Source organism: Herbaspirillum sp. C7C2 (genome assembly GCF_022627865.1).
Lineage (GTDB): Bacteria > Pseudomonadota > Gammaproteobacteria > Burkholderiales > Burkholderiaceae_D > Herbaspirillum > Herbaspirillum frisingense.
This window is the reverse complement of record NZ_JABXGI010000022.1, coordinates 35,542-61,004: the sequence shown is the minus strand read 5'-3', so window position 1 is coordinate 61,004 and position 25,463 is coordinate 35,542. Positions and strand designations below refer to the sequence as shown.

Here is a 25,463-nt window from a genome sequence, read left to right as displayed (position 1 = left end):
CATTTTAAGATAAAGTATCCGCTTTGCCGTCCTGGCCGTTTTCCCGCGCCTTTGCTGCTGTCCTGCCGGTGTGCGGCGCATGGTACGTCTTCCATCCCGTTTTTCCGGTTTTCATCCCTGTTCCTTGCTCCGCTTGCCATGACCATCTCGATCGTCCGCGCCGCCTGTCCTCATGATTGCCCCGATACCTGTGCCTTGCTGGTGACCGTCAAGGACGGCGTCGCCACCGAGGTGCGTGGCGACCCGGATCACCCGCCCACCTCCGGTGTGCTCTGCACCAAGGTTTCACGCTATACCGAGCGCACCTATCACCCTGACCGCCTGCTTTATCCCATGCGCCGGGTGGGCAAGAAGGGCGAGGGCCGGTTCGAGCGCATCAGCTGGGACGAGGCGATTGCGGCCATCGCCCAACGCCTGGGGCAGATTGCCTTGCGCGATCCCCAGGCCATCCTACCCTACAGCTATGCCGGCACCATGGGGCAGGTGCAGGGTGAATCGATGGCAGGGCGTTTCTTCAATCGCCTGGGTGCGTCGCAACTGGAGCGCACCATTTGCGCCTCGGCCGGCGGCGCCGGTTATCGCTACACCATCGGAGCGCGCATCGGTACCGATCTGGAGCAGGTCGACCATGCCCGGCTGATCCTGATCTGGGGTGGCAATCCGATTGCCTCCAACCTGCATTTCTGGACCCGGGTGCAGGCCGCCAAGCGGAATGGTGCACGCCTGATCGCCATCGATCCCTATCGCTCGCTTACAGCCGAAAAGTGCCACCAGCATATTGCCCTGTTGCCGGGTACTGATGCGGCCCTGGCGCTGGGCATGATGCATGTGCTGATTGCCGAGGACCTGCTCGACCACGACTACATCGCCCGTCACACGCTGGGCTTCGATCAGTTGAAAGAGCGCGTGGCGGAATGGACGCCGGCCCGTACCGCCGAGGTCTGCGGCATCAAGGCCGAAGAAGTGCTGGCGCTGGGGCGTGAGTACGGCCGCGTGGCGCTGGCCGGCGAAGGCGTTGTCATCCGCGCCAACTACGGCTTGCAGCGCGTGCGCGGCGGCGGCATGGCGGCGCGCAACGTGGCCTGCCTGCCAGCCCTGGTGGGGGCCTGGCGTCACGCCGCCGGCGGCATCCAGCTGTCGGTGTCGGACAGCTTTCCCAAGGATGCGGCGGCGCTGAGTCGGCCCGACCTGGCCGCGCGTCATGGCGCCCCGGCCCGCGTCATCAACATGAGTACCATCGGCGACGATCTCCTGAAGCCGGCGTCGCCCGGGTTCGGGCCCCAGGTGGAGGCGGTGATTGTCTACAACTCCAACCCGGTGGCGGTGGCACCGGAGTCGGCCAAGGTAGCGCAGGGCTTCGCCCGCGAGGACCTGTTTACCGTGGTGCTGGAGCACTTCCAGACCGATACCGCCGACTACGCCGATATCCTCTTGCCGGCCACCACCCAGCTGGAACACATCGACGTCCATGCCTCCTACGGTCACGTCTACATGCTGGCCAACAATGCGGCCATTGCGCCCATGGGCGAGGCCAAGCCCAATACCGAGATCTTCCGCCTGCTCGCTGCGGCCATGGGGTTCACCGAGGACTGCTTCCGTGACAGCGATGACCAGTTGGCGGCGGTGGCCTTCCGGCGCGATGACCCGCGCAGTGGCGGCTACGACTGGCAGGTGCTCAAGGAAAAGGGCTGGCAGCGTCTGGACATGCCGGTCGCGCCGTTTGCCGAAGGCGGGTTTGCCACGCCCTCGGGCAAGTGCGAATTCTATTCGGCGCAGATGAAGGCGGCCGGTCTCGATCCGTTGCCGGCCTATATCGCGCCCTACGAGTCGGTGGCCAGCAACCCGGAACTGGCTGCCCGCTATCCGCTGGCGATGATTTCCCCGCCGGCGCGCAATTTCCTCAACTCGTCCTTCGTCAACGTGCAGAGCCTGCGCGATACCGAGGGCGAGCCGCATCTGGACATGCACCCGCAGGACGCCGCTGCCCGCGGCATCACACAAGGCGATACGGTGCGCGTGTTCAATGATCGCGGCAGCATGCAGGCGCGCGTGCGTGTGACGGAAAAGGCGCGCCCGGGTCTGGTGGTGGGGCTGTCGATCTGGTGGAAGAAGTTTGCCGCCGATGGCAAGAACGCCAACGAGGTGACCAGCCAGCGCCTGACCGACATGGGTAACGCGCCTACCTTCTACGACGTGCTGGTGCAGGTGGAAAAACTGCAGCAGCCGGTTGTGGCGCACTGAGTCCCTGCATCATGCTGCGCAGGGGCATGCTGGTGCTGGCGCTGGGCGGATTGCTGGGTTTGGGCGCGTGTTCATCGGTGTCCTATTACGCCCAGGCCGCGCATGGCCAGTTCTCCCTGCTGGCGCAGGCCCGGCCGCTGGATGACTGGCTCGCCGATCCCGCCACCCAGCCGGCGCTCAAGACCAAGCTGCAGACGGTGCAAGAGATTCGCCGCTTTGCGGTGGTCGAACTGGGCTTGCCCGATAACGGCAGTTACCGCACCTATGCCCAGCTGGACCGGCCTTTCGTGTTGTGGAACGTGGTGGCCGCACCGGAACTCTCGCTCAAGGCCAGGCAGTGGTGTTTTCCCATTGCCGGTTGCGTGGACTATCGCGGCTATTACAGCCAGCAAGCGGCCCAGGACTACGCCGCCGCGCTGCAGCGGGAAGGCTATGACGTCCAGGTGGCGGGGGTGCCGGCCTATTCCACGCTGGGCTGGTTCGATGATCCGGTCATCTCCACCTTCATCCAGTATCCCGACGGTGAACTGGCGCGCCTGATCTTCCATGAACTGGCGCACCAGACTGTCTACGCCCGCGACGATACGCCCTTCAATGAAGGTTTCGCGGTAGCGGTCGAGGAACTGGGGCTGGAGCGCTGGCTGGCGGCGCGCCACGATTCTGCTATGACCGAGGCGTATCAGCGCTATGCGCAGCGCAAGCGGGAATTCCTGGCGCTGCTGGACAAGTACCGCGCCCAGCTAAAGGACAACTACGACAGCGATGCCAGCGACGCCGTGAAGCGCGAGCGCAAGGCCGCCATCTTCGCCGCCCTGCGTGCTGAATACGCGACGATCAAGAGCACACGCTGGAACGGCTATGCCGGCTACGACCGCTGGTTCGCCATGCCGTTGTCGAACGCGCATCTGGCCCTGGTCGGTGCTTATCACGACATGGTGCCGGCTTTTCGGCGGCTGTTCGAAAACAGTCGAGGTTTTCCTGATTTCTATGACAAGGTCCGGCGACTGGCGCGCATGGACAAGCCCGCCCGGCACGCCGCGCTGGGCGAAGCGCCCTTGACCACGGGCAAGGCGGCGCCAGAAACATTTCCCACCGACACCATTGGGCAGCCCAAACGGGATGCAGGCGGGTATCATCCCGGGTGATTTGGCCGGTCTGTCCAGGCGCGGCCTTCATCATTACCCGGCGCGAAGTACCCCCGAACGGAGGGCATTTCACAAAAATTCACTTAATTCGGGCGCAAAGTGCTTGCCCCGCGGTCGAATGCTGGATAGCATCTGCGTTAAATAAAAAAACACTCGTGCTTTTTTTGCTGTGCGCGCCAAGCGGTCGCAACATGACACCGCCCAGCCCCAGCGCACGTTATGACCGGAGACAGAGGACACACTATGGAAAGATTCTGGCTTGCATCCTATCCTGCAGGCGTTCCCGCGGACATCGACCCCGGCCGTTACGGCTCGTTGGTACAGATGATCGATGAAGCCTTCACCAGGCACGCCGACCGCAATGCCTACGTCTGCATGGGCAAGTACCTGCGTTACAGCGAACTGGATACCATGTCGCGGGCGCTGGGCGGCTGGCTGCAGGGACTGGGGCTGCAGAAGGGCGCCCGGGTGGCGATCATGATGCCCAATGTGCTGCAGTATCCGATCGCCATCGCGGCGATCCTGCGGGCCGGTTATACCGTGGTCAATGTCAATCCGCTCTATACAGCGCGCGAGCTGGAACATCAGTTGAAGGATTCGGGCGCCGAAGCCATCTTCGTGCTGGAAAACTTTGCCTGCACGCTGCAGAAGGTGGTCGCCAATACCAGCATCAAGCATATCGTGGTGGCCAGCATGGGCGAGCTGCTGGGCACGCTCAAGGGTGCCATCGTCAACCTGGTGGTGCGCCACGTGAAGAAGCTGGTGCCGGCCTGGTCGCTGCCCAACGCCATCAGCTTCAGCCGTGCCTTGTCGCAAGCGCAGGGCAAGCAGTTGCGGCCGGTCAGCCTGACGCCTGACGACGTCGCCTTCCTGCAATACACCGGTGGCACCACCGGCGTGGCCAAGGGCGCCGTACTGACCCACCGCAATCTGGTGGCCAATGTGCTGCAGGCCGAGGAATGGCTGACCCCGGCGCTCAAGGCCGGCAAGCCCATCGACCAGCTGGTGTTCGTCTGTGCCTTGCCGCTGTATCACATCTTTGCGCTGACTGTCTGCAACATGCTTGGCACACGCGAAGGCGCGCTCAACCTGCTGATTCCCAACCCGCGTGATATCCCCGGCTTCGTCAAGGAGCTGGCCAAGTACAAGGTCAATACCTTCCCGGCCGTCAATACGCTCTACAACGCACTGCTCAACAATGCCGATTTCGCCAAGCTGGACTTTTCCGGTTACCGCTGCTGCGTGGGTGGTGGCATGGCCGTGCAGCAAAGCGTGGCCGACAAGTGGAAGAAGCTGACCGGCTGCCCCATCATCGAAGGCTACGGCCTGTCGGAGACCTCGCCGATCGCCAGCGCCAATCCCTGCACCATCGAAGAATACACCGGCACCATCGGTCTGCCGTTGCCCTCGACCGAGATCGCCATCCTCGACGACGATGGGAATCCGGTGCCGCTCGGCCAGCCGGGCGAGATCGCCATCCGCGGTCCGCAGGTGATGCCGGGTTACTGGCAGCGCCCCGATGAGACGGCCAAGGTCATGACGCCGGACGGTTTCTTCAAGACCGGCGATATCGGCATCATGGATGCCCTGGGTTACACCCGTATCGTCGACCGCAAGAAGGACATGATTCTGGTCTCCGGTTTCAACGTCTATCCCAACGAGATCGAAGGCGTGGTGGCGCAGCATCCGGGCGTGCTGGAATGCGCCTGCGTGGGCGTCCCGGACGAACATACCGGCGAGGCGGTCAAGCTCTTCGTGGTGCGCAAGGACAAGTCGCTCACCAGCGAGCAATTGATGGCCTACTGCAAGGAGCAGTTCACCGGCTACAAGAAGCCCAAGTACATCGAGTTCCGTGATGAGCTGCCCAAGACCAACGTCGGCAAGATCCTGCGTCGCGAGTTGCGCGACGAGCCGGCCAAGGCCCAGCAGAAACGGGCCGCCTGACCGGATGTAAATCGTAGCGCTCCAATGAAAAATCGCTGCCGGATCACTCCGGCAGCGATTTTTTTTCGGGGCGGGAAAGATCAGTCCGGCACGGGCGTGATCACCGGCTTGCCACTGAAATGCGCCTGCAGGTTGTTGAAGGCCAGATCGGCCATGGCGGTGCGTGTGACCAGTGTGCCGCTGGCCATGTGCGGTGTCAGCACCACGTTCTCCTGGGCGGCCAGTTCGGCAGGGATATTGGGCTCGTTCTCGAACACATCCAGACCGGCACCGGCGATGGTGCCGGCCTTGATCGCGGCGATCAGCGCGGTTTCATCCACCACCGAGCCGCGTGCCACGTTGATCAGGAAACCCTTGGGACCGAGCGCTTCCAGCACGTCTGCATTGACCAGTGCACGGGTACCGGCGCCGCCGGGGGTGATCATCACCAGGAAATCGACCGCCGCCGCCAGCGACTTGATGTCGCCGAAGTAGGTGTAGGGAACGTCCTTGCGTGAGCGATTGTGATACGCGATCTCCATGTCGAAGCCGGCGGCGCGGCGGGCGATGGCTTCGCCGATGCGTCCCAGTCCGACGATGCCCAGCCGCGCGCCGCTGACCTTGGTGGTGAAGGGGAAGGGGCCGTTCTTCCATTCGCCACTGCGGGCGAAGCGATCGGCGCGCACCACGTTGCGTGCCACGGCCAGCATCAGCGCGATGGCCATGTCGGCCACGTCATCGGTCAGCACGTCGGGGGTGTGGGTGACATGGATGCCGCGCTCGCGGGCAGCCGGCACATCCACACCGTCGTAGCCGACGCCGAATACCGAGACGATTTCCAGCGCCGGAAAGCGCGCCATGAATTCCCGCCCGACCTTCGCCTCGCCATTGGCGGCGATGCCACGCACCTGCGGGGCGATGGCGGCGAGCTGGTCGTCGCTGAGCTGGTCCAGCACGAGGTTGTGGCAAGTGAAATTCTGTTGCAGCAGATCCAGCAGATGCTGTGGCAGGCGGGCGACGATCAGGATGGTAGGGCGTTCGTTGGAAGTCATGGTCACTGGGGAGGAAGCGGTGATGGAGTCGTTACGATACGGACTATTGATACGCCACGGGCTGAAATCTTTTCAAGCCCGCAGCGGAATCTGTGGCTACAGCGCCGGGCTGAGGCTGCCCTGGCCGGCCGGGTCCAGCGGCGGCAAGGGACGTGGCTTGCGGCTTTCGTCGGTGGCCACATAGGTCAGCGTGGCCTCAGTGACCTTGACGATCTCGGTCTGCAGCCGGTTGCGTTCGGCATAGACTTCGACATTGACCGTGATGGAGGTATTGCCGACCTTGACGATGTCGGCATAGAAGGACAGCAGGTCACCCACGAAGACCGGATTCTTGAACAGGAAGGAATTGACCGCGATGGTCGCCACCCGGCCATTGGCACGGCGCGTAGCCGGCAGCGATCCGGCGATGTCCACCTGGGCCATGATCCAGCCACCGAAGACGTCGCCATAGACGTTGGCGTCGGACGGCATGGGCATGACCCGCAGTTGCGGCGCCTTGCCGGGCGGGAGTTGGGGGACGGTATGGGACATGCATGACTCCTTGGAGAGGGGAAGCCCCGGCGCGCTCGCGGGATGGCTCTTATAATCGGGGTTTGCGGTGTTGCGGGTTTGTATCGAAACCGACAGGCCCTAGTGTATCGGATGTCGGTCTTTTGTTGCGCCGCCTCCGAAGACGGCTCTGCGCCGCCTGCCGCCGCCTCCCTATTTCCAGGTCCGTCCCCATGCGTCGTTACCCCAATTCATCTGCCTCACCTCAAGCACCGATCAAGCGCCAGCGTGGCGACTGGGATGTGGTCAAGACCCTGCTACCCTACCTGTGGACCTACAAGTGGCGGGTGATGCTGGCGCTGGCCTTCCTGGTCGGCGCCAAGCTGGCCAACGTCGGCGTGCCGCTGGTGCTCAAGAAGCTGGTCGATGCCATGACCATCACCGCCTCCCATCCGCAGGCGCTGCTGGTGTTGCCGCTGGGCCTGTTGGTGGCCTATGGCGCGCTGCGACTGGCGACGGCGCTCTTTACCGAACTGCGGGAGCTGATGTTCGCCCGCGTCACCCAAAGGGCGGTGCGCACCATTGCATTGCAGGTCTTCCGTCACCTGCATGCCCTGTCGCTGCGCTTCCACCTCAATCGCCAGACCGGCGGCATGACGCGTGACATCGAGCGCGGTACCCGTGGCGTCTCCACGCTGGTGTCGTACACGCTCTTTTCCATCCTGCCCACCATCATCGAGATCGTGCTGGTGCTGGCCTATCTGGTTACCCATTACGACATCTGGTTCTCGCTCATCACGGCCGGTGCGCTGGTGCTCTACATCCTGTTCACCATCACCGTGACCGAGTGGCGCACGCACTTCCGCCGTACCATGAACGAACTCGATTCGAACGCCAATACGCGTGCCATCGATTCGCTGCTCAACTACGAGACGGTCAAGTATTTCGGCAACGAGGAATTCGAGGCGCGCCGCTATGATGAAGGCCTGCAGCGCTACGAGCGGGCCGCCGTGAAATCGCAGAGTTCTCTTTCGCTGCTCAATACCGGACAGTCGGCCATCATCGCCATCGCGGTCACGCTGATCCTGTGGCGCGCCACCGCCGGTGTGATCGATGGCAGCATGACCCTGGGCGACATGGTGCTGGTCAATGCCTTCATGATCCAGCTCTACATCCCGCTGAACTTCCTGGGTGTGCTCTATCGCGAGATCAAGCAGAGCATGGCCGACATGGAGCGCCTGTTCTCGCTGCTGGAAGAAAACCGCGAAGTGGCTGACCGCCCCGGTGCACAGCCCCTGCGTACGCAGGGCGCGGAGCTGCATTTCGAACACGTCGATTTCAGCTACGAGCGCAATCGCCAGATTCTTTTTGATGTCGATTTCAAGGTCCAGGCCGGCACCACCACCGCCGTGGTCGGCCACAGCGGCTCGGGCAAGTCGACCTTGTCGCGGCTGCTGTATCGCTTCTATGACGTCGACCATGGCGCCATCCGCATCGATGGGCAAGACCTGCGCAATGTCACGCAAGCCTCGCTGCGCCAGGCCATCGGCATCGTGCCGCAGGATACGGTGCTGTTCAACGACACCATCGAATACAACATCGCCTATGGCAAGCCCGGCGCCACGCGCGAGCAGATCGTGGCGGCGGCCAAGGCGGCCTATATCCATGACTTCATCGAGTCGCTGCCGGACGGTTATGCCAGCATGGTGGGCGAGCGTGGCCTGAAGCTGTCCGGCGGTGAGAAGCAGCGCGTGGCCATCGCCCGCACCCTTCTGAAAGATCCGGCCATCCTGATCTTCGATGAAGCGACGTCGGCCCTGGATTCGCGTGCCGAACAGGCGATCCAGCAACAGCTCGAAGAGATCGCGCGCGAACGCACGACGCTGGTCATCGCACACCGGCTTTCCACCATCGTCAATGCGCAGCAGATCCTGGTGATGGACCATGGCCGCATCGTCGAGCGCGGTACCCATGCGGGCTTGCTGATGGCCGATGGTCTGTACGCGCAGATGTGGCTGCGCCAGCAGGCGGGAGGTGACGAGGACAGTGCCTCCGCCGCACCGCTCAAGGAAGGCGAAGCGGTGCTGCTCGCGCCCGATGCCGAACCCAGTGTATTGAGGCCGGCCGAACAGCGCTAGCAGGGCCACGTGCCGACGCTGCTTGCGCCGGCACGGGCGCAGCGGCACAATTCGCCATTCGACCTAGAACGGGAAGTGGGCGGGCAATGGAAAGCAAATGGCTTGAGGATTTCGTCTCCCTGGCGGAAACGCGCAGTTTCAGTCGCTCGGCCGAGTTGCGGCATGTGACGCAACCGGCTTTTTCGCGACGTATCCAGTCGCTGGAGGCCTGGCTGGGTACCGACCTGATCGACCGTACTTCCTATCCCACCCGCCTCACGCCGGCCGGTGAAGTGTTCTACGAGCAGGCCGTGGCCATGCTGGGCCAGATCAACAATACCCGGGCGCTGCTGCACGGCAAGCGACCTACCGCCCAGACCACCATCGACTTCGCAGTCCCGCATACGCTCTCGCTGACCTACATGCCGAAGTGGCTCAGCTCGCTGGAGTCCGGCTTCGGCTCCATCAATACCCGCCTGATCGCCCTGAATGTCCACGATGCCGTGATGACCATCGTCGAAGGCGGCTGCGACCTGCTGTTGTGCTATCACCATCCACGCCAGCCGGTGCAACTCGATGCCAGCCGCTACGACATGCTGACCATGGGAACCGAGACGATGCGTCCCTACTCGCGTTGTGATCGGCAGGGCCGGCCCGACTACCTCTTCCCCGGCAGCGCCAAGGCGCCGCTGCCGTTTCTTTCCTACACCAGCAATGCCTATCTGGGGCGCATGGTGGAATTGATGATGGCCGATACCAAGCGGCCGCTGCACCTGGCCAAGCACTACGAGACCGACATGTCGGAAAGCCTGAAGATGATGGCGCTGGAGGGCCATGGGGTGGCCTTCCTGCCGGAGTCCTCGGTGGTCCGGGAAGTGCGAAATCGGCAGCTGGCACGCACGGATGGCCCGACCGGCGAGTGGGAGGTGGAGATGGAGATCCGCCTCTACCGCGAACGTCCCACCCCGCAACGCACCGGCAAGGCACTGGTGGCGCGCCTGTGGGAGTACCTGGTCGACCTGGATACGCAGCGGCAGGGAAAGCTGGAGCGTGATGAGCGCCAGAAGGTGGCGGCAGGCAAATCCGCCCGTGCGGCGGAAAAACGCGAATCCTGAGCCGGAAAAGGGTGGGGTGATCGCCGCAATCGCGCTTTCATCAAGGGTTATAGAAGGTTATGCATGGATTGCATAATTGCATGCTCACAAAGCATTAGCCTTGTTTTGGCCGGCTGGCTACGATGGCGGCGCTGAATCGGACCGGCACGAATTTCCAGTAGACGCAGGAGGCGTCGTGCTGGCAGGACGTGCTCCGTCCCGGCCCGTGCAGACGCCTGTGGCGCTGCTTCCAGGCTGGCGCCGACGGAGTAACATGCCCTGGCGAACTTCGGAATTCGGAAGCCTTTTGTCCTGACCCGCACGGAACTCAAAGGAGCGATTGCATCATGTCGAACGTACCTAATCACGAAGTGCCTTCCTATCTCGTCCCGCACGGCATCGGTCCGTGGGGCGTCTACCTCGAGCAGATCGATCGTGTCACGCCCTACCTGGGTTCGCTGGCGCGCTGGGTAGAAACCCTGAAGCGCCCCAAGCGCATCCTGGTGGTGGACGTACCCATCGAGCGTGACGACGGCACCATCGCTCACTTCGAAGGTTATCGCGTGCAGCACAACACCTCGCGCGGCCCCGGCAAGGGCGGCGTGCGTTTCCACCAGGACGTGACGCTCTCCGAAGTGATGGCGCTGTCGGCCTGGATGACGGTCAAGAATGCCGCCGTGAACGTGCCTTATGGTGGCGCCAAGGGCGGTATCCGCGTCGATCCCAAGACGCTTTCCCGTGGTGAACTGCAGCGCGTCACGCGTCGCTACACCAGCGAGATCGGCATCATCATCGGCCCCAACAAGGACATCCCGGCACCCGACGTCAACACCGATTCGCAGATCATGGCCTGGATGATGGATACCTATTCCATGAACCAGGGCAGCACCTCCTCGGGTGTGGTCACCGGCAAGCCGATCTCGCTGGGTGGCAGCCTGGGTCGCCATGAAGCGACCGGTCGCGGTGTGTTCGTGGTGGGTTGCGAAGCGGCTGCCAAGCGCGGCATGGACATCAAGGATGCCAAGATCGCGGTGCAAGGTTTCGGTAACGTTGGCGGCATCGCTGCACGTCTGTTTGCCGAGGCCGGATCCAAGGTGGTGGCAGTGCAGGATCACGTGACCACGGTGTTCAATGCCGGTGGCCTGGACGTGCCGGCGCTGCAGGCGTATGTCGCCAAGAACGGCAGCGTGAAGGGCTTCGAAGGTGCAGACGAGATTGCCGATCGCGCCCAATTCTGGTCGGTCGACTGCGACATTCTGGTGCCTGCTGCACTGGAACAGCAAATCACCGAGGCCAATGCCAATCACATCAAGGCCAAGATCATCTTGGAAGGTGCCAATGGCCCGACCACCCCGGCCGCCGATGACATCCTGCGCGACAAGGGTGTGCTGATCGTGCCGGACGTGATTGCCAACGCCGGTGGCGTGACCGTGAGTTACTTCGAATGGGTGCAGGACTTCTCCAGCTTCTTCTGGACCGAAGACGAGATCAACCTGCGCCTGACCCGCATCATGCGCGAAGCCTTTGCCGCGGTCTGGCAACTGGCCGAAGAAAAGAACGTGTCGCTGCGTACCGCGGCCTTCATCGTGGCATGTACTCGCGTTCTGCAGGCCCGTGAAATGCGTGGTCTGTACCCGTAATGCGATAAAAGAACAGTCCGGGCAACCGGACCTGGGCGGCCCAAGACGACGCATCGAAGATCGTCGGCCGCATGAGCTCAGCTCTAGGAGGAGACGTGGTGGCTGTGCGTACGCGCACCGCAGGCCAGCCAGCCTTGCGGCGCAGGATCATCATCGAACAACCCGGCATTTCCATGCCGGGCGCTGCTGCATGTGCGCTCCCGGTTTGCGCCTGCGATGCCAACCTGATTGCGGTTGCGGCGCATCGTTCGCATTGCTCTCCCGCCTCTGCCTTCCTCCCGCTTTTCCCCTCTCTCCCCGAACTACTTCATCGCCCTGCAAGGCGCTCCCGTACTGGTGTTGTGCCGGTCATGGGCAAACCGCGCCTGCGTGCTTCAGGTCTCCATGGCTGCGTCCCCGCGCACCGTGCAGAGGCATTCACGGATCTTATTTCTGGCATGGATATTGCTGACAGGAACACTGTCGCTGCCGTGACGCCAAGCGCGCCATATTGCAGTTTCCGGCGCGTTCCCGGGGGTGCCAGCGCTGCTGCTGGCCGAGAACTGCATCATCAGGGAAGTTGCGTATTGCCTGACCCGGTGGCATATGTCGTACAATGCGCCCGCCGCCTGTTGCGCATGGGTAATTTGTCTGCAGCGGGTCCACCGTGGGGGTGGTCTTCGAAAGAAGGCGCCAGGTGTGGATCAAACAATGCTGGCAAAGATCCTTGTTAGCACACAGAATAGGCAGCACGGCAGAGAACAATAACAGGCTCGTCAATACGGCCGGCCAGCCCGGTTCCGGGCGCCGCGCAAGCGGTTTCGGAATGGGGCTTTTGATACACTACGTAAAAAATTTTTCCAGGAGGTCACACAATGAAGTTATTGAAGCTAGCAGGGGTTTTGGTTGGGGCAAGCGTGCTGATGAGCTCGGTGCATGCCGAGGAATTCACTGGCCGTCTGAAGAAGATCAAGGACTCCGGCACTCTGACGCTGGGCGTGCGCGATTCGTCGATTCCTTTCTCGTATCTGGATGACAAGCAGTCCTATCAAGGCTACTCGATCGACCTGTGCCTGAAGGCAGCAACTGCGATCCAGAAGAAGCTGGGTCTGACTTCGCTGAACATCAAGATGGTTCCGGTGACTTCGGCCACCCGTATCCCCCTGATCGCCAACGGCACCACCGACATCTCCTGCGACTCCGCGACCAACAACCAGGAACGCTGGAACCAGGTGGCCTTCTCGATGACCGAGTTCGTGACCGCCAACAAGTTCCTGTCCAAGAAGTCGGCCAATCTGAAGACTCTGGATGACCTGAAGGGCAAGACCGTGGTCTCGACCTCCGGCACCTCCAACCTGAAGCAGATCACCGCGCTGAACGCCGAACGCAACCTGGGCATGAACATCCTGGCTGCCAAGGACCACGCTGAAGCCTTCCTGATGGTGGAAACCGGCCGTGCCGCCGCCTTCGTAATGGATGACATCCTGCTGTCCTCGCTGGCGGCCAACTCCAAGGCACCTGCCGACTACCAGGTCTCTTCGGAAGCCCTGTCGGTCGAGCCGTACGGCCTGATCCTGCCGAAGGGTGACAACGACTTCAAGAAGGTCGTCGACGACGCCCTGACCGTGGTCTACAAGGGTGACGACATCAAGAAGATCTACGCGAAGTGGTTCCAGTCGCCGATCCCGCCCAAGGGTGTCAACCTGAACGTGCCGATGAGCCCGCAACTGCAGGCAGTGATGGCCAAGCCAACCGATTCCTACGATCCGGCCGCCTACGCTGTGGTGCCGGAAGCCCAGAAGAACATGGGCAAGAAGAAGTAATCGGCGCATTTCCTGGTGCAATCTGACGAAACGGGGGCCTGTCCCCCGTTTTGTTTAGCCGGTGTCAAAGCGTTTGCCATGGGGCAAGGCGTTTTTCCACGTCACCGGACCTGACCCTACAAGAAGCGGCGCGGCATTTGCCTGGTGACCGCGCCCGACAGATAAAACGACTCGACACAGACTCGAACCACAGACGAGGCCATTTATGCACTACAACTGGAACTGGGGAATCTTCTGGGAGATGTCTCCCGATGGCATCCCCTATATCGATACGCTGCTGGCAGGCCTGAAATGGACACTGGCCACCGCCGCATGCGCCTGGATCATGGCACTGATCCTGGGCACCATCTTCGGTACCTTGCGTACCACCACCAAACCATGGGTCGTGCGCATCGCCAACGGCTATGTGGAACTGTTCCGCAACATTCCGCTGCTGGTACAGATGTTCCTGTGGTACTTCGTGATGCCGGAACTGCTGCCCGGCGCCCTCGGCGACTGGATCAAGAGCCTGCCGGACGCGTCCTTCGTGACCGCGACCCTGGCCTTGGGCTTCTTCACTTCCTCACGTGTGGCCGTGCAGGTCACTACCGGTATCCAGGCATTGCCGCGCGGCCAGCGCATGGCAGGTGCGGCACTGGGCCTGACCCCGGTGCAGACCTATCGCTACGTGCTGCTGCCGATGGCCTTCCGCATCATCATCCCGGCGCTGACCAACGAGTTTGCCGCGATCATCAAGAACAGCTCGGTGGCGCTGACCATCGGCCTGGTCGAACTGACTGCCGCGACCTACTCGATGCGTGAGTTCACCTTCCAGACCTTCGAGGCCCTGACCGGTGCCACCATCATCTACCTGATCATTTCCGTCATCGCCCTGTTCATGGCGCGCCTGCTGGAAAAGGTCACCGCCGTCCCGGGTTACATCACCGGCGGCAGCACCAGCGCAGGAGGGCATTGATCCATGTTCAGCAATTTCGATTTCGACGTCATCCAGCGCTCCTGGGTCTATCTCTTTACGACCGGCCTGAAGTTCACCCTGATCCTGACCTTCTCGGCCATGCTGGGCGGCATCATCCTGGGTACGCTGCTGGCGATGATGCGTCTGTCGTCCAACAAGCCGCTGTCGTTCATCGCGACCACCTACGTCAACCTGATCCGCTCCATTCCGCTGGTGCTGGTGATCTTCTGGTTCTACTTCCTGGTGCCCTTCATCGGTGCCTGGATCATTGGTGCCTCCGAGCCTATCCAGGTCGGGGCGTTCCAGTCGGCCCTGATCACCTTCATCCTGTTCGAAGCAGCCTACTACTGCGAGATCATGCGTTCGGGCATCCAGTCCATTCCGCGTGGCCAGGTGTTCGCCGGGTATGCCATCGGCATGAACTACTGGCAGATGATGGGCAACGTGGTGCTGCCGCAGGCCTTCCGCAACATGACCCCGATCCTCCTGACCCAGACCATCGTGCTGTTCCAGGATGTGTCGCTGGTGTACGTGCTGGGTTCGGTGCCGGACTTCGTCACCAGCGCTTCCAAGATCGCCCAGCGTGACGGTCGTCTGGTGGAAATGTACCTGTTCGTGGCCGTGGTCTACTTCGTGCTCAGCTTCGGTCTGTCGACCCTGGTCAAGCGCTTCCAGAAGAAGATCGCCATCATCCGCTAAAGCCTATGACGGCCGCCGCCCAGGGAGGCTGGCGGCCCAGTGAATTCAGAAATCCAGGAGAATCAAATGATCGAACTCAACAATGTCAGCAAGTGGTACGGCAGCTTCCAGGTCCTGACCGACTGCTCGACCTCCGTCAAGAAGGGCGACGTGGTGGTGGTGTGCGGCCCGTCCGGTTCCGGCAAGTCCACGCTGATCAAGACCGTCAACGGCCTGGAGCCGTTCCAGAAGGGAACCATCACCGTCGACGGCGTCTCGGTGGGTGACCCCAAGACCAACCTGTCCAAGCTGCGTGCGCGCATCGGCATGGTGTTCCAGAACTTCGAACTGTTCCCGCATCTCTCGATCCGTGAGAACCTGACCATCGGCCAGATCAAGGTGCTGGGTCGTTCCAAGGAAGAGGCGACCGAGAAGGGCCTGAAGTACCTGGACCGCGTGGGCCTGCTGGCGCACAAGGACAAGTTCCCCGGCCAGCTTTCCGGTGGCCAGCAGCAGCGTGTGGCGATTGCCCGCGCCCTGTCGATGGATCCGATCGCCATGCTGTTCGACGAACCGACCTCGGCGCTGGACCCGGAAATGATCAATGAAGTGCTGGACGTCATGGTCGGCCTGGCCCAGGAAGGCATGACCATGATGGTCGTGACCCACGAAATGGGCTTCGCCCGCAAGGTCGCCAATCGCGTGGTCTTCATGGACAAGGGCCTGGTCGTGGAAGATTGCGCCAAGGACGAGTTCTTCGCGCAGCCGCGTTCCGAGCGCGCGCGTGACTTCCTGGCCAAGATCATTACGCACTGATCTTCAGCCCCTCAGCATCAGGTCAAGGGCCGCTCCGGCAACGGGGCGGCCCTTGACGTTTGGGCTACATCAAGAGCGGGTGGCGGCAGGGCGCCCGGAGCGCTTGACGGCTACGGTAGAATGTCGCCCTTGAAGACATCGCGGCTGGCTCTCCACAGCCCGCATGGCCGGGATGCCTCGCCTTACTCCCACTCCAGACCGAAAGATCATTGCAATGAGCAACGTACTGACCATCACCCGCCCGGACGACTGGCACTTGCACCTGCGCGACGGCGCCACCATGCGCGACGTGCTGCCGCACACCGCGCGCCAGTTCGCGCGCGCCATCGTCATGCCCAACCTGAAGCCGCCGGTGACCACCACCGCCCAGGCTGGCGCCTATCGTGACCGTATCCTGGCGGCCCTGCCGCAAGGCATGGCCTTCGAGCCGTTGATGGTCCTGTACCTGACCGACAATACCCCGCCGGAGGAAATCCGCCGCGCCAAGGAGAGTGGCTTCGTCAAGGCCGTCAAGCTCTATCCGGCCGGTGCCACCACCAATTCGGATGCCGGCGTGACCGATCTTTCCAAGTGCTACAAGACCCTGGAAGTGCTGCAGGAAGTGGGCATGCCCTTCCTGGTCCACGGTGAGGTGACCAATCCCGAGATCGACCTGTTCGACCGCGAAGCAGTGTTCATCGACCGCATCATGAAGCCGCTGCGCCAGGCCATGCCGGAGCTGAAGGTGGTCTTCGAGCACATCACCACCAAGGACGCGGCGGACTACGTGCTGGCCGGCGAAGGGCCGACCGCCGCTACCATCACCGCGCACCACCTGCTGTTCAACCGCAACGAGATGTTCAAGGGCGGCATTCGTCCGCATTACTACTGCCTGCCGGTGCTGAAGCGCGAGACCCATCGCCAGGCCCTGGTGGCCGCCGCCGCCTCCGGCAATGACAAGTTCTTCCTCGGTACCGACTCGGCCCCGCATGCCAAGGGCGCCAAGGAACATGCCTGCGGCTGTGCCGGCTGCTACACCGCGCTGCACGCGCTGGAGCTCTATGCGCAAGCCTTCGACGCCGCCGGCGCGCTGGACAAGTTCGAGGCCTTCGCCAGCTTCAACGGCCCGGACTTCTACAATCTGCCGCGCAATACCGGCACCGTCACGCTCAAGCGCGAAAGCTGGGCCATCCCGGCCGAGCTGCCGATGGGCGATGCCACGGTGGTACCGCTGTCGGCCGGCGAACAGATCAACTGGAAGATGGTCTGACCCCCACAGGGAGGCAGCCCTGTTCCTTCGTCCCCGGCCATGGTCGCGTCAGATGATGGAGGCCATCGCCGGGATGTCCTCAACAACGAGAGAAAGGCGAGCTGTATGCAATTCGTCGATGAACTGATTACCGATTTCGACAAGGCGCTGCGCGTGATCAATGGCGTGGTGTTCGAGAGCCGTCCCAACCCGGGGCGCGGCCTGCCGGACGGGGTCATGAACGAGGCCGAGAAGCGTCACGCGGCCGGCCTGATGCGGGTCAACAATGTGGGTGAGGTGTGCGCCCAGGCGCTGTACGACGCCCAGGGCCGCTTTGCGCAGACGCCAGAGATCAAGAATGCCTTCGTCCGTGCAGGCATCGAGGAAGAGGATCACCTGGCCTGGACCGCCGAGCGTCTGCGCGAACTGGGTTCGCACACCAGCCTGCTCAATCCCTTGTGGTACGGCGGCGCCTATGTGCTGGGCAGCATCGCCGCCCGGCTGGGGGACGCTCGCAACCTGGGCTTCGTTTCTGAGACCGAGCGCCAGGTGGAGCACCACCTGATGGGCCACCTGGAAAAACTGCCGGTGCAGGACAACCGTTCCCGCGCCATCGTCGACCAGATGCGCATCGATGAGATCGAACACGGTCAGGCGGCGCGTGACCTGGGGGCGGCCGAAATGCCGGCGCCGGTCAGGGGCTTGATGAAGGCCATGGCCAAGGTGATGACCACGGTGGCCTACCGGATCTGAGCGATCCCGAATGAGTAGGTAAGAAAAAAGCGGCCTTGGCCGCTTTTTTCGTTGGTGCTGCCCGGCTTACTGCTGCTGGGCGACCGCCGAGGAGATATCGGTCAGGTCGTCGATGATCTCGAAGGAGTGCGTCATCTCTGCGGTCTTCTCCAGCATGATCGAGGCGGAGCAATATTTGTCGTGGGATAGCTTGATGGCTCGTTCGACAACATTTGTCTTCAGATTGCGGCCGCGCACGGTGAAGTGGAAATGGATCTTGGTGAAGACCTTGGGATCGCTGTCAGCGCGCTCGGACTTCAAGGTCACGTCGCAGCCGCGCACATCCTGGCCGCTCTTGCGCAGGATCACCACCACATCGTAGGCGGTGCAGCCACCGGTGCCGGCCAGCACCACTTCCATCGGACGCGGTGCCAGGTTGCGGCCGCCGCCGTCGGGTGCGCCGTCCATCGTCAACAGGTGGCCCGAGCCCGTCTCGGCCGTAAAGGTCATGCCGGACAAGCCGGTCCAGCGCACTGTGCATTCCATCTGTATCGTCCAAATCGGTTGTGTGAGGCTGGCTATTGTAGCTTTTGCTGGCCCCGGCCGCAGCCAGGGCGGGTGGAGTAGAGCTTGCTGCGGTGAAGGTTTGTGATTATTGCGACGCAGAAAAATTGTTGAAATATTATTCAGTTACCGTCCGGCGGGTGGTTGTAGATGATCCTTGGAGTCAGCAGTGATGCCGCTTTCAGACGGTTACAAATAAATTTTGCGGTCGTTATTGCAATGCACAAACCGCTTTGCTATATTGAATTCAACGGAAGTTTTGCAGCACGTAACGATGTCTCCTCCACCCTCCTCATTGGTGTGGATTAAACCCGGAACCACAGTGTCCGGGTTTTTTTTTGTCCTTTTTTCCTGCGGGTTGCGGCCGAAGTTGTCTGGTGAGCAATGAAATCCTGCCGGATCGCGCCGCTGCCTGATCTTCGCGCCACAAATCCCCGAAACCTTTTGACGCTAAGTCCTTGAAAAGGCTATACTTGCCGGCTTTCCCATGCGCTCGGGAAGATAAAAGGATGAGTCCGCGAAGCGAAACACCAAGGACAGCCGGCAACATTGGCTGACCCGCATGACCGGAACCGCCACTTTGAGCGTTTATACATTGATAGAGAAAGTCAAACATGAAGACCTTTTCCGCTAAAGCCCATGAGGTTCAGCGCGAGTGGTTCGTGATTGACGCGACGGACTTGGTCCTCGGACGTGTTGCCAGCGAAGTGGCACTCCGACTGCGCGGCAAGCACAAACCCGAATTCACTCCGCACGTCGATACCGGTGACTTCATCGTCGTCGTCAACGCAGGCAAGCTGCGCGTGACCGGCACCAAGGCCACTGAAAAGACCTATTTCCGCCACAGCGGTTATCCGGGCGGCATCTACGAAACCAACTTCCTGAAGATGCAACAGCGTTTCCCCGGCCGTGCGCTGGAGAAGGCCGTCAAGGGCATGCTGCCCAAGGGTCCGCTGGGCTACGCCATGATCAAGAAGCTGAAGGTTTATGCAGATGGCAACCATCCGCACTCCGCGCAGCAACCGAAACCCCTCGCCCTCTAAGGAACAGACATGATCGGTAACTACAATTACGGAACCGGCCGTCGCAAGAGTGCAGTGGCGCGTGTTTTCATCAAGGCAGGTTCGGGCAACATCATCGTCAACGGCAAGCCCGCCGCCGAGTACTTCTCCCGTGAAACCGGCCTGATGGTGATCCGTCAGCCGCTGGAACTGACCGGCAACGTCGAACGTTTCGACATCAAGGTGAACGTCCACGGTGGCGGCGAATCCGGCCAGGCCGGCGCTGTGCGCCACGGCATCACCCGCGCCCTGATCGACTACGACGCCGGCCTGAAGTCGGCTCTGTCGAACGCAGGCTTCGTCACCCGTGACGCGCGTGAAGTCGAACGTAAGAAGGTTGGTCTGCGCAAGGCACGTCGCGCAAAGCAATTCTCGAAGCGTTAATCGTTTCTCGCATCACAGAAAGCCGTCGGCATGCGTGCCGACGGCTTTTTGCTTTTTGTTCGCCGGCCATTGCAGAGCTTTTGAGTGAAAGTGGGAAGCCTATCGTTGGTGATTCGACGAGCCTGGCCGACAGGAAAAGTCCTTGTTTCACGAAATAACTTCCTGACGGGAAATCAGCGGGAAATATTCTCCTGATAAAATGAAAAGCTTTCCAGCGCGTGTTGCACGCGCGTCCGGCGCTCGCTCGCCACGGCGATGTTTCTTCGCCTTTTTTCGCAAGGACCAGACATGATCAAGGTAGGTATCGTTGGCGGAACCGGTTATACCGGCGTCGAATTGCTGCGTATTTTCGCCACTCACCCGCAGGCAAAGGTGCAGGCAGTGACGTCGCGCAAGGAAGACGGGATGCCCGTGGCCGAGATGTATCCGTCCCTGCGCGGCCGTGTGGATGTGGCGTTTTCTTCACCTGACAAGGCCAAGCTGACCGACTGCGACGTCGTCTTCTTCGCCACCCCGCACGGCGTGGCCATGGCCCAGGCGCCTGAACTGGTGGCTGCTGGTGTCAAGGTGATCGACCTGGCCGCTGACTTCCGTATGCAGGACGTGGCTGCCTTCGAGAAATGGTACAAGCTGCCGCACAGCTGCACCGACCTGCTGAAGGAAGCCGCCTACGGCCTGCCTGAACTGAACCGTGAAGCCATCCGCAAGGCTCGAGTGGTGGGCAATCCGGGCTGCTATCCGACCACCATGCAACTGGGCTTCGCGCCGTTGCTGAAGGCCGGTGTGATCGATGCCTCGCACCTGATCGCCGACTGCAAGTCGGGCGTCTCCGGCGCCGGACGCAAGGCCGAGTTGAGCCTGTTGTTCTCGGAAGCCTCCGACAACTTCAAGGCCTACGGCGTGTCCGGTCACCGTCACTCCCCGGAAACCATCGAGCGCCTGTCGCACCTGACCAGCGACAAGGTCGGCCTGCTGTTCACGCCGCATCTGGTACCGATGATCCGCGGCATGCATTCCACCCTGTATGCGCGGCTGACCAAGGAAATCGACAACGCCGCCCTGCAGGCGCTGTTCGAGGCTGCCTACAAGGATGAGCCTTTCGTCGACGTGCTGCCCTTCGGTTCGCATCCCGAAACCCGCACCACGCGCGCTTCCAACATGCTGCGCCTGGCCGTGCACCGTCCGGACGGTGGTGACACCGTGGTGGTGCTGGTGGTCCAGGACAACCTGGTCAAGGGTGCGTCGGGCCAGGCGGTCCAGTGCATGAACCTGATGTTCGGTCTGGACGAAGCCACTGGCCTGCAGCAGGTCCCGGTCCTGCCGTGAAGTACCGCCTATGGCGTCAGCGCATGACGATTTCTGCGCCGAAGATGACCATCAAGCGGCACCTGCCATGGCCTCTGATGGTCCTGCTGTGGGCAGCGGTGCTGGCCGTGGGTTCGTTGGCGGCGGTCTGGACCTACCAGCTCGGCCGTAACAACCTGCCAGGCTTGCATGGTGATGCCGGCGAGCAGATCGAGCAGCTTAGCGAGCAGGTCAGGAAACTGACTGCGGAGAACGAGCGCTTGCAATCTGCCTCCAATGCGTCGCAGAATGAACTGAAGATTGCGCAGACCGCGCAGGCCACGCTGGCGACCCAGGTGAAGAACCTGGAAGCGGAAAACAACCGCCAGAAGGAAGACCTGGCCTTCTTCGACAGTCTGTTGCCGACCAATCTGGGCGCACCTGGCATCACGATCCAGCGCTTCAAGGCCGAGCAGGCGGCGCCGACCCAGCTGCGCTACCGCGTACTGGTGATGCAAGGTGGTGGGGGAACGCAACAGTTTGCAGGAAACCTACAGCTTAGTGTCAATATTGTGCAGGGCGGCAAAAATGCTACACTCAATTTTCCTGAAGGCAATGCCGCCGACCAGGCGCGCTACCGACTCGCATTCAAGTATTACCAGCGGGTCGAAGGCTTGCTGACTATCCCCGAGGGGGCCACCGTCAAATCGGTTGCCGTTCGTGTTCTCGACCGCGGCCAGGTTCGTGCCCAGCAGTCGGTAGATCTGTGAGGTGATTCCATGTTTACACGCAAAACCAAAAGCACGATCGACAGCCTGATCGGCATGTCCACCACCATCAAGGGCGATGTGGGTTTCAGGGGCGGCCTGCGCATCGATGGCAATATCAACGGCAACATCAATGCCGAGAGCGGCGAGCCCAGCGTGCTGGTGATCTCCGAGCATGCCAAGGTGGTCGGCGAGGTACGCGCGGCGCATCTGATCGTCAATGGCGAGATCGTGGGCGACGTGCATTCCTCCGAACTGCTGGAGCTGCAACCCAAGGCTCGCATTACCGGCAATGTCTTCTACAAGGCGCTGGAGATGCATGGCGGCGCGCTGGTTTCCGGCAAGCTCAGCCATGACCAGGCAGTGGATACTCCGGTGCTCAAGCTGGCTGCATCGTCGGAAGCATGAAAATCCGCAAGCGCTTATAATGGCTTTATCGATCTAGTGTATTGATCCGCCTCAAGCCCAGCAGGAGCCCGAAATGAATGCCGTAGCCGAACTGCAACAAACCGATATCCCCGCCCCGATCAACTTCAGCGACAGCGCCGCCGCCAAGGTGGCCCAGCTGATCGAAGAAGAAGGCAATCCCGACCTGAAGCTGCGCGTTTTCGTGCAGGGTGGCGGTTGCTCGGGTTTCCAGTACGGTTTCACCTTCGATGAAATCGTCAACGAAGACGACACCACGATGAGCAAGAACGGCGTCCAGCTGTTGATCGATTCGATGAGCTACCAGTATCTGGTCGGCGCTGAGATCGACTACAAGGACGACCTGGAAGGCGCGCAATTTGTCATCAAGAACCCGAATGCCACGACCACGTGCGGTTGCGGCTCGTCGTTCTCGGTCTAAGCGCCGCAAGTTCCCCCGACCTCATGTCGAGGGGCTCAAAAAAAGGACGCCGCGGCGTCCTTTTTTTCATTGCCTCTTTCGCCAATCGCGCGACGGGCTATCCGTCTGTCATTGCTCCAGCATCCCGGCTCAACCCAACTCTGCAAAGGCCTTGGCGGCCGCAGCGATGGTTTCCTCGATGATGGCATCGCTGTGTTGTGCCGAGACGAAGCCGGCTTCGAATGCCGAGGGCGCGAAGTAGATGCCGGCGTCCAGCATCTTGTGGAAGAAGCGGTTGAAGCGCTCCTTGTCACCCTGCATCACCTCGGCATAGCTGGCCGGCACCTTCGCATCGAAGTACAGGCCAAACATGCCGCCCACAGCGTCCGCCGAGAACGTCACCCCGGCCGCGCCGGCCGCTGCCACCAGGCCGTCAGCGAGCTTGCGGGTCTGGATGGTCAGGTGCTTGTAGAAGTCCGGCTGCTGGATGATCTTCAGCGTCGCCATCCCTGCAGCCACCGTCACCGGATTGCCTGACAATGTGCCGGCCTGGTAGACGCCGCCCAGCGGCGCCAGGTGTTTCATCACCTCAGCGCGACCGCCGAAGGCCGCAACCGGCAGACCACCGCCAATGACCTTGCCCAGTGCGGTCAGGTCGGGAACGATACCGTTCAACTCCTGGGCGCCACCGCGTGCCACGCGGAAGCCCGACATCACCTCGTCGAAGATCAGGATGGCACCATATTGCGTGCACAGGCGGCGCATGGTCTGGAGGAATTCATCGCTGGCACGCACCAGATTCATGTTGCCGGCCACCGGCTCCACGATCACGCAGGCGATGTCGTTGCCGGACGCCTTGAAGGCCTCTTCCAACTGGGCCGCGTTGTTGTAGTCCAGCACCAGCGTGTGCTTGGCGAAATCTTCCGGCACCCCGGCCGAGGTCGGATTGCCGAAGGTCAGCAGGCCGCTGCCTGCCTTTACCAGTAGCGAATCGGCATGCCCGTGGTAGCAGCCTTCGAACTTGATGATCTTGTCGCGCCCGGTCGCACCGCGGGCCAGGCGCAGCGCACTCATGGTCGCCTCGGTGCCGGAGGACACCAGGCGGATCTGTTCGATGGATGGCACCAGCTTGATGATTTCCTCGGCCATCTCGATTTCGGCCTCGGTGGGTGCACCGAAGGACAGTCCGCGCGCGGCCGCCTGCTGCACTGCCTTGACCACTTCCGGATGGGCGTGGCCGACGATGGCCGGTCCCCAGGAGCCGATGTAGTCGATGTAGCGCTTGCCTTCGGCGTCCCAGAACCACGGCCCTTCGGCCCGTTCGATGAAGCGCGGAGTGCCGCCTACCGAGCGGAAGGCGCGTACCGGGGAATTGACGCCGCCCGGCGTGCTTTGTTGGGCGCGGGCGAAGAGCGAGGCATTGGTCTTGGTCATGAGCGTGCGAAGGATGAAATCCAGGGATCAGTTCAGTTGATGGAGGGAGGCGCGTCCGGATCTTCAGATTCGCGCGCCCAGAAATAACGGTCCGGCATCAGTTTGCCCATGCCGATGCGCTGGGCATTGGCCAGTGCGGCCAGCGTGAATTCCTGCGCCTCGGAGGCCGCCAGTGGCACCTCCAGGCCATTGGCCAGCATCGCCGTCAGTGCCGCCGACAGGGTCGTGCCGGCGCCGACGAACGACCCCGGCAGGCGCGGCCAGGCGTCCTGGCGCACCAGACCGGATTCATCGAAGAGGGAGTTGGCCACCTCCTGCAGATCGGTCTGGGTATTGGTCACCAACAGGTACTCGCAACCCATCTCGATGATGCGCATGGCGTCCAGCATCAGGGCATCGCCGGTCACCGGCTCGCGCCAGGTCTCGGCCAGCCGGGTCAGTTCGCCGGCCGACGCTACCATCACGGTAGCTTGCGGGATCAGCAGTTCGCGGATGGCAATGAGGCGGTCGTCCTCGTCTTCCTGGTTGGCCAGGGCGCTGATGAACGGGTCCAGGATCAGCGGCACGTCGGGATAATCGGAGACGATTTCGGCGATCACCGAGATATTCTCGATGCTGCCCAGCGCGCCGACCTTGAAGGCCGCCACGGCCATGTCTTCCAGGATCACGCGAGCCTGGTCGGCGACCCAGTCGACATCGACCACCTGCACATCTTCGACACGGGCGGTGTCGCCGATCAGCAAGGCCGTCACGACGGACAAACCGTGGCAACCCATGGCGGCGTAGGTGGCGAGATCCGCCTGGACGCCAGTGGCGCCGACCGGATCGGCAGCGCCGAAGCTCAGGATGAGGGGGGGAGTTTGGTTTTGCACGTCGAGTAGATTAAGATAGCTGACTTAGCATTTTACTTGATTGATTTTAGGGATAGTCAGCCGTGACGAATAGCAGCCAAACCGAATTCAAAACCTGGATGTGCCTGATCTGTGGTTGGATCTACGACGAAGAAGCAGGCCTGCCGGAAGAAGGCATCGCCCCCGGCACCCGCTGGGACGATGTGCCCATCAACTGGACCTGCCCGGAATGTGGCGCCCGCAAGGAAGATTTCGAGATGGTCGCAATCTGATTGCAGCACCTGGCCGCACTCCGCGGCGCCGAGCTGCATCCATCCGCCTTTGATGCCCCGGATAGCCGGATAGTATGTCCTCCAGAGCGTCCCCGCCTATTGCGGGGA

Annotated in this window: 24 protein-coding genes; 19 read left to right on the top strand and 5 right to left on the bottom strand. The window is 61.9% G+C overall.

The window, feature by feature from the left end:
• Positions 1-138 precede the first annotated feature (138 nt).
• The 3 genes from HWE04_RS20835 (at position 139) to HWE04_RS20825 (ending at position 5,330) form a co-directional block, all read left to right on the top strand.
• Entirely contained in the window at positions 139-2,241 is a 2,103-nt protein-coding gene (locus HWE04_RS20835) for a molybdopterin-containing oxidoreductase family protein (protein ID WP_241813591.1), read from the top strand.
• 11 nt (positions 2,242-2,252) lie between these two features.
• Positions 2,253-3,386, top strand: coding sequence for an aminopeptidase (locus tag HWE04_RS20830; RefSeq protein ID WP_241813590.1), 1,134 nt, complete (start codon positions 2,253-2,255; stop codon positions 3,384-3,386).
• 243 nt (positions 3,387-3,629) lie between these two features.
• Positions 3,630-5,330 carry a long-chain-fatty-acid--CoA ligase gene (locus tag HWE04_RS20825; RefSeq protein ID WP_006461950.1) on the top strand — a complete coding sequence of 567 codons (1,701 nt, stop codon included), beginning with the start codon at positions 3,630-3,632 and terminating at the stop codon, positions 5,328-5,330.
• An 80-nt stretch (positions 5,331-5,410) separates the two neighbouring features.
• Here the strand turns inward: HWE04_RS20825 and HWE04_RS20820 are convergent, their stop codons facing one another.
• Positions 5,411-6,361: a 2-hydroxyacid dehydrogenase gene (locus HWE04_RS20820; protein ID WP_241813589.1), complete on the bottom strand. Its 951-nt coding sequence runs from the start codon at positions 6,359-6,361 to the stop codon at positions 5,411-5,413.
• Positions 6,362-6,457: 96 nt separating this feature from the next.
• Positions 6,458-6,892 carry an acyl-CoA thioesterase gene (locus tag HWE04_RS20815; protein WP_006461956.1) on the bottom strand — a complete coding sequence of 145 codons (435 nt, stop codon included), beginning with the start codon at positions 6,890-6,892 and terminating at the stop codon, positions 6,458-6,460.
• A 191-nt stretch (positions 6,893-7,083) separates the two neighbouring features.
• On the opposite strand from HWE04_RS20815, the gene HWE04_RS20810 reads away from it, so the two are divergent.
• From HWE04_RS20810 to coq7, 9 genes are all read left to right on the top strand, one after another.
• Positions 7,084-8,988, top strand: a complete 1,905-nt coding sequence (locus HWE04_RS20810; protein WP_241813588.1) for an ABCB family ABC transporter ATP-binding protein/permease — start codon at positions 7,084-7,086, stop codon at positions 8,986-8,988.
• Between the two features lie 86 nt (positions 8,989-9,074).
• Entirely contained in the window at positions 9,075-10,082 is a 1,008-nt protein-coding gene (locus HWE04_RS20805) for a LysR family transcriptional regulator (RefSeq protein ID WP_006461958.1), read from the top strand.
• 326 nt (positions 10,083-10,408) lie between these two features.
• The gene (locus HWE04_RS20800) at positions 10,409-11,701 is read left to right on the top strand and encodes a Glu/Leu/Phe/Val family dehydrogenase (protein ID WP_241813587.1); all 1,293 of its coding nucleotides are present in this window, start codon (positions 10,409-10,411) and stop codon (positions 11,699-11,701) included.
• Between the two features lie 854 nt (positions 11,702-12,555).
• Positions 12,556-13,503: an amino acid ABC transporter substrate-binding protein gene (locus tag HWE04_RS20795; RefSeq protein ID WP_039874310.1), complete on the top strand. Its 948-nt coding sequence runs from the start codon at positions 12,556-12,558 to the stop codon at positions 13,501-13,503.
• A gap of 205 nt (positions 13,504-13,708) precedes the next feature.
• Positions 13,709-14,458 carry an amino acid ABC transporter permease gene (locus HWE04_RS20790; RefSeq protein ID WP_006461961.1) on the top strand — a complete coding sequence of 250 codons (750 nt, stop codon included), beginning with the start codon at positions 13,709-13,711 and terminating at the stop codon, positions 14,456-14,458.
• A gap of 3 nt (positions 14,459-14,461) precedes the next feature.
• On the top strand, positions 14,462-15,157 hold the full coding sequence (locus tag HWE04_RS20785) for an amino acid ABC transporter permease (protein ID WP_006461962.1): 696 nt from the start codon (positions 14,462-14,464) through the stop codon (positions 15,155-15,157).
• A 66-nt stretch (positions 15,158-15,223) separates the two neighbouring features.
• A complete protein-coding gene (locus tag HWE04_RS20780; protein WP_006461963.1) occupies positions 15,224-15,952 on the top strand; it encodes an amino acid ABC transporter ATP-binding protein in 729 nt (242 codons plus the stop codon).
• Between the two features lie 214 nt (positions 15,953-16,166).
• Complete coding sequence (gene pyrC, locus HWE04_RS20775) at positions 16,167-17,201, top strand: dihydroorotase (RefSeq protein WP_241813586.1); 1,035 nt, start codon at positions 16,167-16,169, stop codon at positions 17,199-17,201.
• 105 nt (positions 17,202-17,306) lie between these two features.
• The gene (coq7, locus tag HWE04_RS20770) at positions 17,307-17,933 is read left to right on the top strand and encodes a 2-polyprenyl-3-methyl-6-methoxy-1,4-benzoquinone monooxygenase (RefSeq protein WP_006461965.1); all 627 of its coding nucleotides are present in this window, start codon (positions 17,307-17,309) and stop codon (positions 17,931-17,933) included.
• A 66-nt stretch (positions 17,934-17,999) separates the two neighbouring features.
• Here coq7 and HWE04_RS20765 read toward each other — a convergent pair whose 3' ends face one another.
• Positions 18,000-18,458: an OsmC family protein gene (locus HWE04_RS20765; RefSeq protein ID WP_241813585.1), complete on the bottom strand. Its 459-nt coding sequence runs from the start codon at positions 18,456-18,458 to the stop codon at positions 18,000-18,002.
• A 632-nt stretch (positions 18,459-19,090) separates the two neighbouring features.
• Between HWE04_RS20765 and rplM the strand changes: the two genes are divergently transcribed.
• The 6 genes from rplM (at position 19,091) to erpA (ending at position 22,819) form a co-directional block, all read left to right on the top strand.
• Complete coding sequence (rplM, locus tag HWE04_RS20760) at positions 19,091-19,519, top strand: 50S ribosomal protein L13 (protein ID WP_006461967.1); 429 nt, start codon at positions 19,091-19,093, stop codon at positions 19,517-19,519.
• Between the two features lie 9 nt (positions 19,520-19,528).
• Positions 19,529-19,921: a 30S ribosomal protein S9 gene (rpsI, locus tag HWE04_RS20755; protein ID WP_006461968.1), complete on the top strand. Its 393-nt coding sequence runs from the start codon at positions 19,529-19,531 to the stop codon at positions 19,919-19,921.
• 288 nt (positions 19,922-20,209) lie between these two features.
• Positions 20,210-21,247 carry an N-acetyl-gamma-glutamyl-phosphate reductase gene (gene argC / locus HWE04_RS20750; RefSeq protein ID WP_006461969.1) on the top strand — a complete coding sequence of 346 codons (1,038 nt, stop codon included), beginning with the start codon at positions 20,210-20,212 and terminating at the stop codon, positions 21,245-21,247.
• A gap of 23 nt (positions 21,248-21,270) precedes the next feature.
• Positions 21,271-21,975 (top strand): DUF6776 family protein, encoded by a 705-nt coding sequence (locus HWE04_RS20745; protein WP_006461970.1) that lies wholly within the window; start codon positions 21,271-21,273, stop codon positions 21,973-21,975.
• Between the two features lie 9 nt (positions 21,976-21,984).
• Positions 21,985-22,380 carry a bactofilin family protein gene (locus tag HWE04_RS20740; protein ID WP_006461971.1) on the top strand — a complete coding sequence of 132 codons (396 nt, stop codon included), beginning with the start codon at positions 21,985-21,987 and terminating at the stop codon, positions 22,378-22,380.
• 73 nt (positions 22,381-22,453) lie between these two features.
• Complete coding sequence (erpA, locus tag HWE04_RS20735; protein ID WP_077234788.1) at positions 22,454-22,819, top strand: iron-sulfur cluster insertion protein ErpA; 366 nt, start codon at positions 22,454-22,456, stop codon at positions 22,817-22,819.
• Positions 22,820-22,948: 129 nt separating this feature from the next.
• Here the strand turns inward: erpA and hemL are convergent, their stop codons facing one another.
• Together hemL and thiD are read right to left on the bottom strand one after the other, a co-directional pair.
• A complete protein-coding gene (hemL, locus tag HWE04_RS20730) occupies positions 22,949-24,232 on the bottom strand; it encodes a glutamate-1-semialdehyde 2,1-aminomutase (protein ID WP_077234787.1) in 1,284 nt (427 codons plus the stop codon).
• 32 nt (positions 24,233-24,264) lie between these two features.
• Positions 24,265-25,104 carry a bifunctional hydroxymethylpyrimidine kinase/phosphomethylpyrimidine kinase gene (gene thiD / locus HWE04_RS20725; RefSeq protein ID WP_006461974.1) on the bottom strand — a complete coding sequence of 280 codons (840 nt, stop codon included), beginning with the start codon at positions 25,102-25,104 and terminating at the stop codon, positions 24,265-24,267.
• Between the two features lie 98 nt (positions 25,105-25,202).
• Between thiD and HWE04_RS20720 the strand changes: the two genes are divergently transcribed.
• Positions 25,203-25,355: a rubredoxin gene (locus tag HWE04_RS20720; RefSeq protein WP_006461975.1), complete on the top strand. Its 153-nt coding sequence runs from the start codon at positions 25,203-25,205 to the stop codon at positions 25,353-25,355.
• The last annotated feature ends 108 nt before the right edge of the window (positions 25,356-25,463 follow it).

Bases quoted from the DNA above. Each gene is read 5' to 3' on its own strand.
- HWE04_RS20795 (WP_039874310.1), top strand. From the start codon at position 12,556: ATGAAGTTATTGAAGCTAGCAGGGGTTTTGGTTGGGGCAAGCGTGCTG.
- HWE04_RS20830 (WP_241813590.1), top strand. From the start codon at position 2,253: ATGCTGCGCAGGGGCATGCTGGTGCTGGCGCTGGGCGGATTGCTGGGT.
- rpsI (WP_006461968.1), top strand. From the start codon at position 19,529: ATGATCGGTAACTACAATTACGGAACCGGCCGTCGCAAGAGTGCAGTG.
- HWE04_RS20740 (WP_006461971.1), top strand. From the start codon at position 21,985: ATGTTTACACGCAAAACCAAAAGCACGATCGACAGCCTGATCGGCATG.
- argC (WP_006461969.1), top strand. From the start codon at position 20,210: ATGATCAAGGTAGGTATCGTTGGCGGAACCGGTTATACCGGCGTCGAA.
- HWE04_RS20780 (WP_006461963.1), top strand. From the start codon at position 15,224: ATGATCGAACTCAACAATGTCAGCAAGTGGTACGGCAGCTTCCAGGTC.
- hemL (WP_077234787.1), bottom strand. From the start codon at position 24,232: ATGACCAAGACCAATGCCTCGCTCTTCGCCCGCGCCCAACAAAGCACG.
- rplM (WP_006461967.1), top strand. From the start codon at position 19,091: ATGAAGACCTTTTCCGCTAAAGCCCATGAGGTTCAGCGCGAGTGGTTC.
- erpA (WP_077234788.1), top strand. From the start codon at position 22,454: ATGAATGCCGTAGCCGAACTGCAACAAACCGATATCCCCGCCCCGATC.
- HWE04_RS20835 (WP_241813591.1), top strand. From the start codon at position 139: ATGACCATCTCGATCGTCCGCGCCGCCTGTCCTCATGATTGCCCCGAT.
- HWE04_RS20785 (WP_006461962.1), top strand. From the start codon at position 14,462: ATGTTCAGCAATTTCGATTTCGACGTCATCCAGCGCTCCTGGGTCTAT.
- HWE04_RS20765 (WP_241813585.1), bottom strand. From the start codon at position 18,458: ATGGAATGCACAGTGCGCTGGACCGGCTTGTCCGGCATGACCTTTACG.
- HWE04_RS20790 (WP_006461961.1), top strand. From the start codon at position 13,709: ATGCACTACAACTGGAACTGGGGAATCTTCTGGGAGATGTCTCCCGAT.
- HWE04_RS20820 (WP_241813589.1), bottom strand. From the start codon at position 6,361: ATGACTTCCAACGAACGCCCTACCATCCTGATCGTCGCCCGCCTGCCA.
- pyrC (WP_241813586.1), top strand. From the start codon at position 16,167: ATGAGCAACGTACTGACCATCACCCGCCCGGACGACTGGCACTTGCAC.
- HWE04_RS20805 (WP_006461958.1), top strand. From the start codon at position 9,075: ATGGAAAGCAAATGGCTTGAGGATTTCGTCTCCCTGGCGGAAACGCGC.
- HWE04_RS20745 (WP_006461970.1), top strand. From the start codon at position 21,271: ATGACGATTTCTGCGCCGAAGATGACCATCAAGCGGCACCTGCCATGG.
- HWE04_RS20810 (WP_241813588.1), top strand. From the start codon at position 7,084: ATGCGTCGTTACCCCAATTCATCTGCCTCACCTCAAGCACCGATCAAG.
- HWE04_RS20720 (WP_006461975.1), top strand. From the start codon at position 25,203: ATGTGCCTGATCTGTGGTTGGATCTACGACGAAGAAGCAGGCCTGCCG.
- HWE04_RS20825 (WP_006461950.1), top strand. From the start codon at position 3,630: ATGGAAAGATTCTGGCTTGCATCCTATCCTGCAGGCGTTCCCGCGGAC.
- HWE04_RS20815 (WP_006461956.1), bottom strand. From the start codon at position 6,892: ATGTCCCATACCGTCCCCCAACTCCCGCCCGGCAAGGCGCCGCAACTG.
- HWE04_RS20800 (WP_241813587.1), top strand. From the start codon at position 10,409: ATGTCGAACGTACCTAATCACGAAGTGCCTTCCTATCTCGTCCCGCAC.
- coq7 (WP_006461965.1), top strand. From the start codon at position 17,307: ATGCAATTCGTCGATGAACTGATTACCGATTTCGACAAGGCGCTGCGC.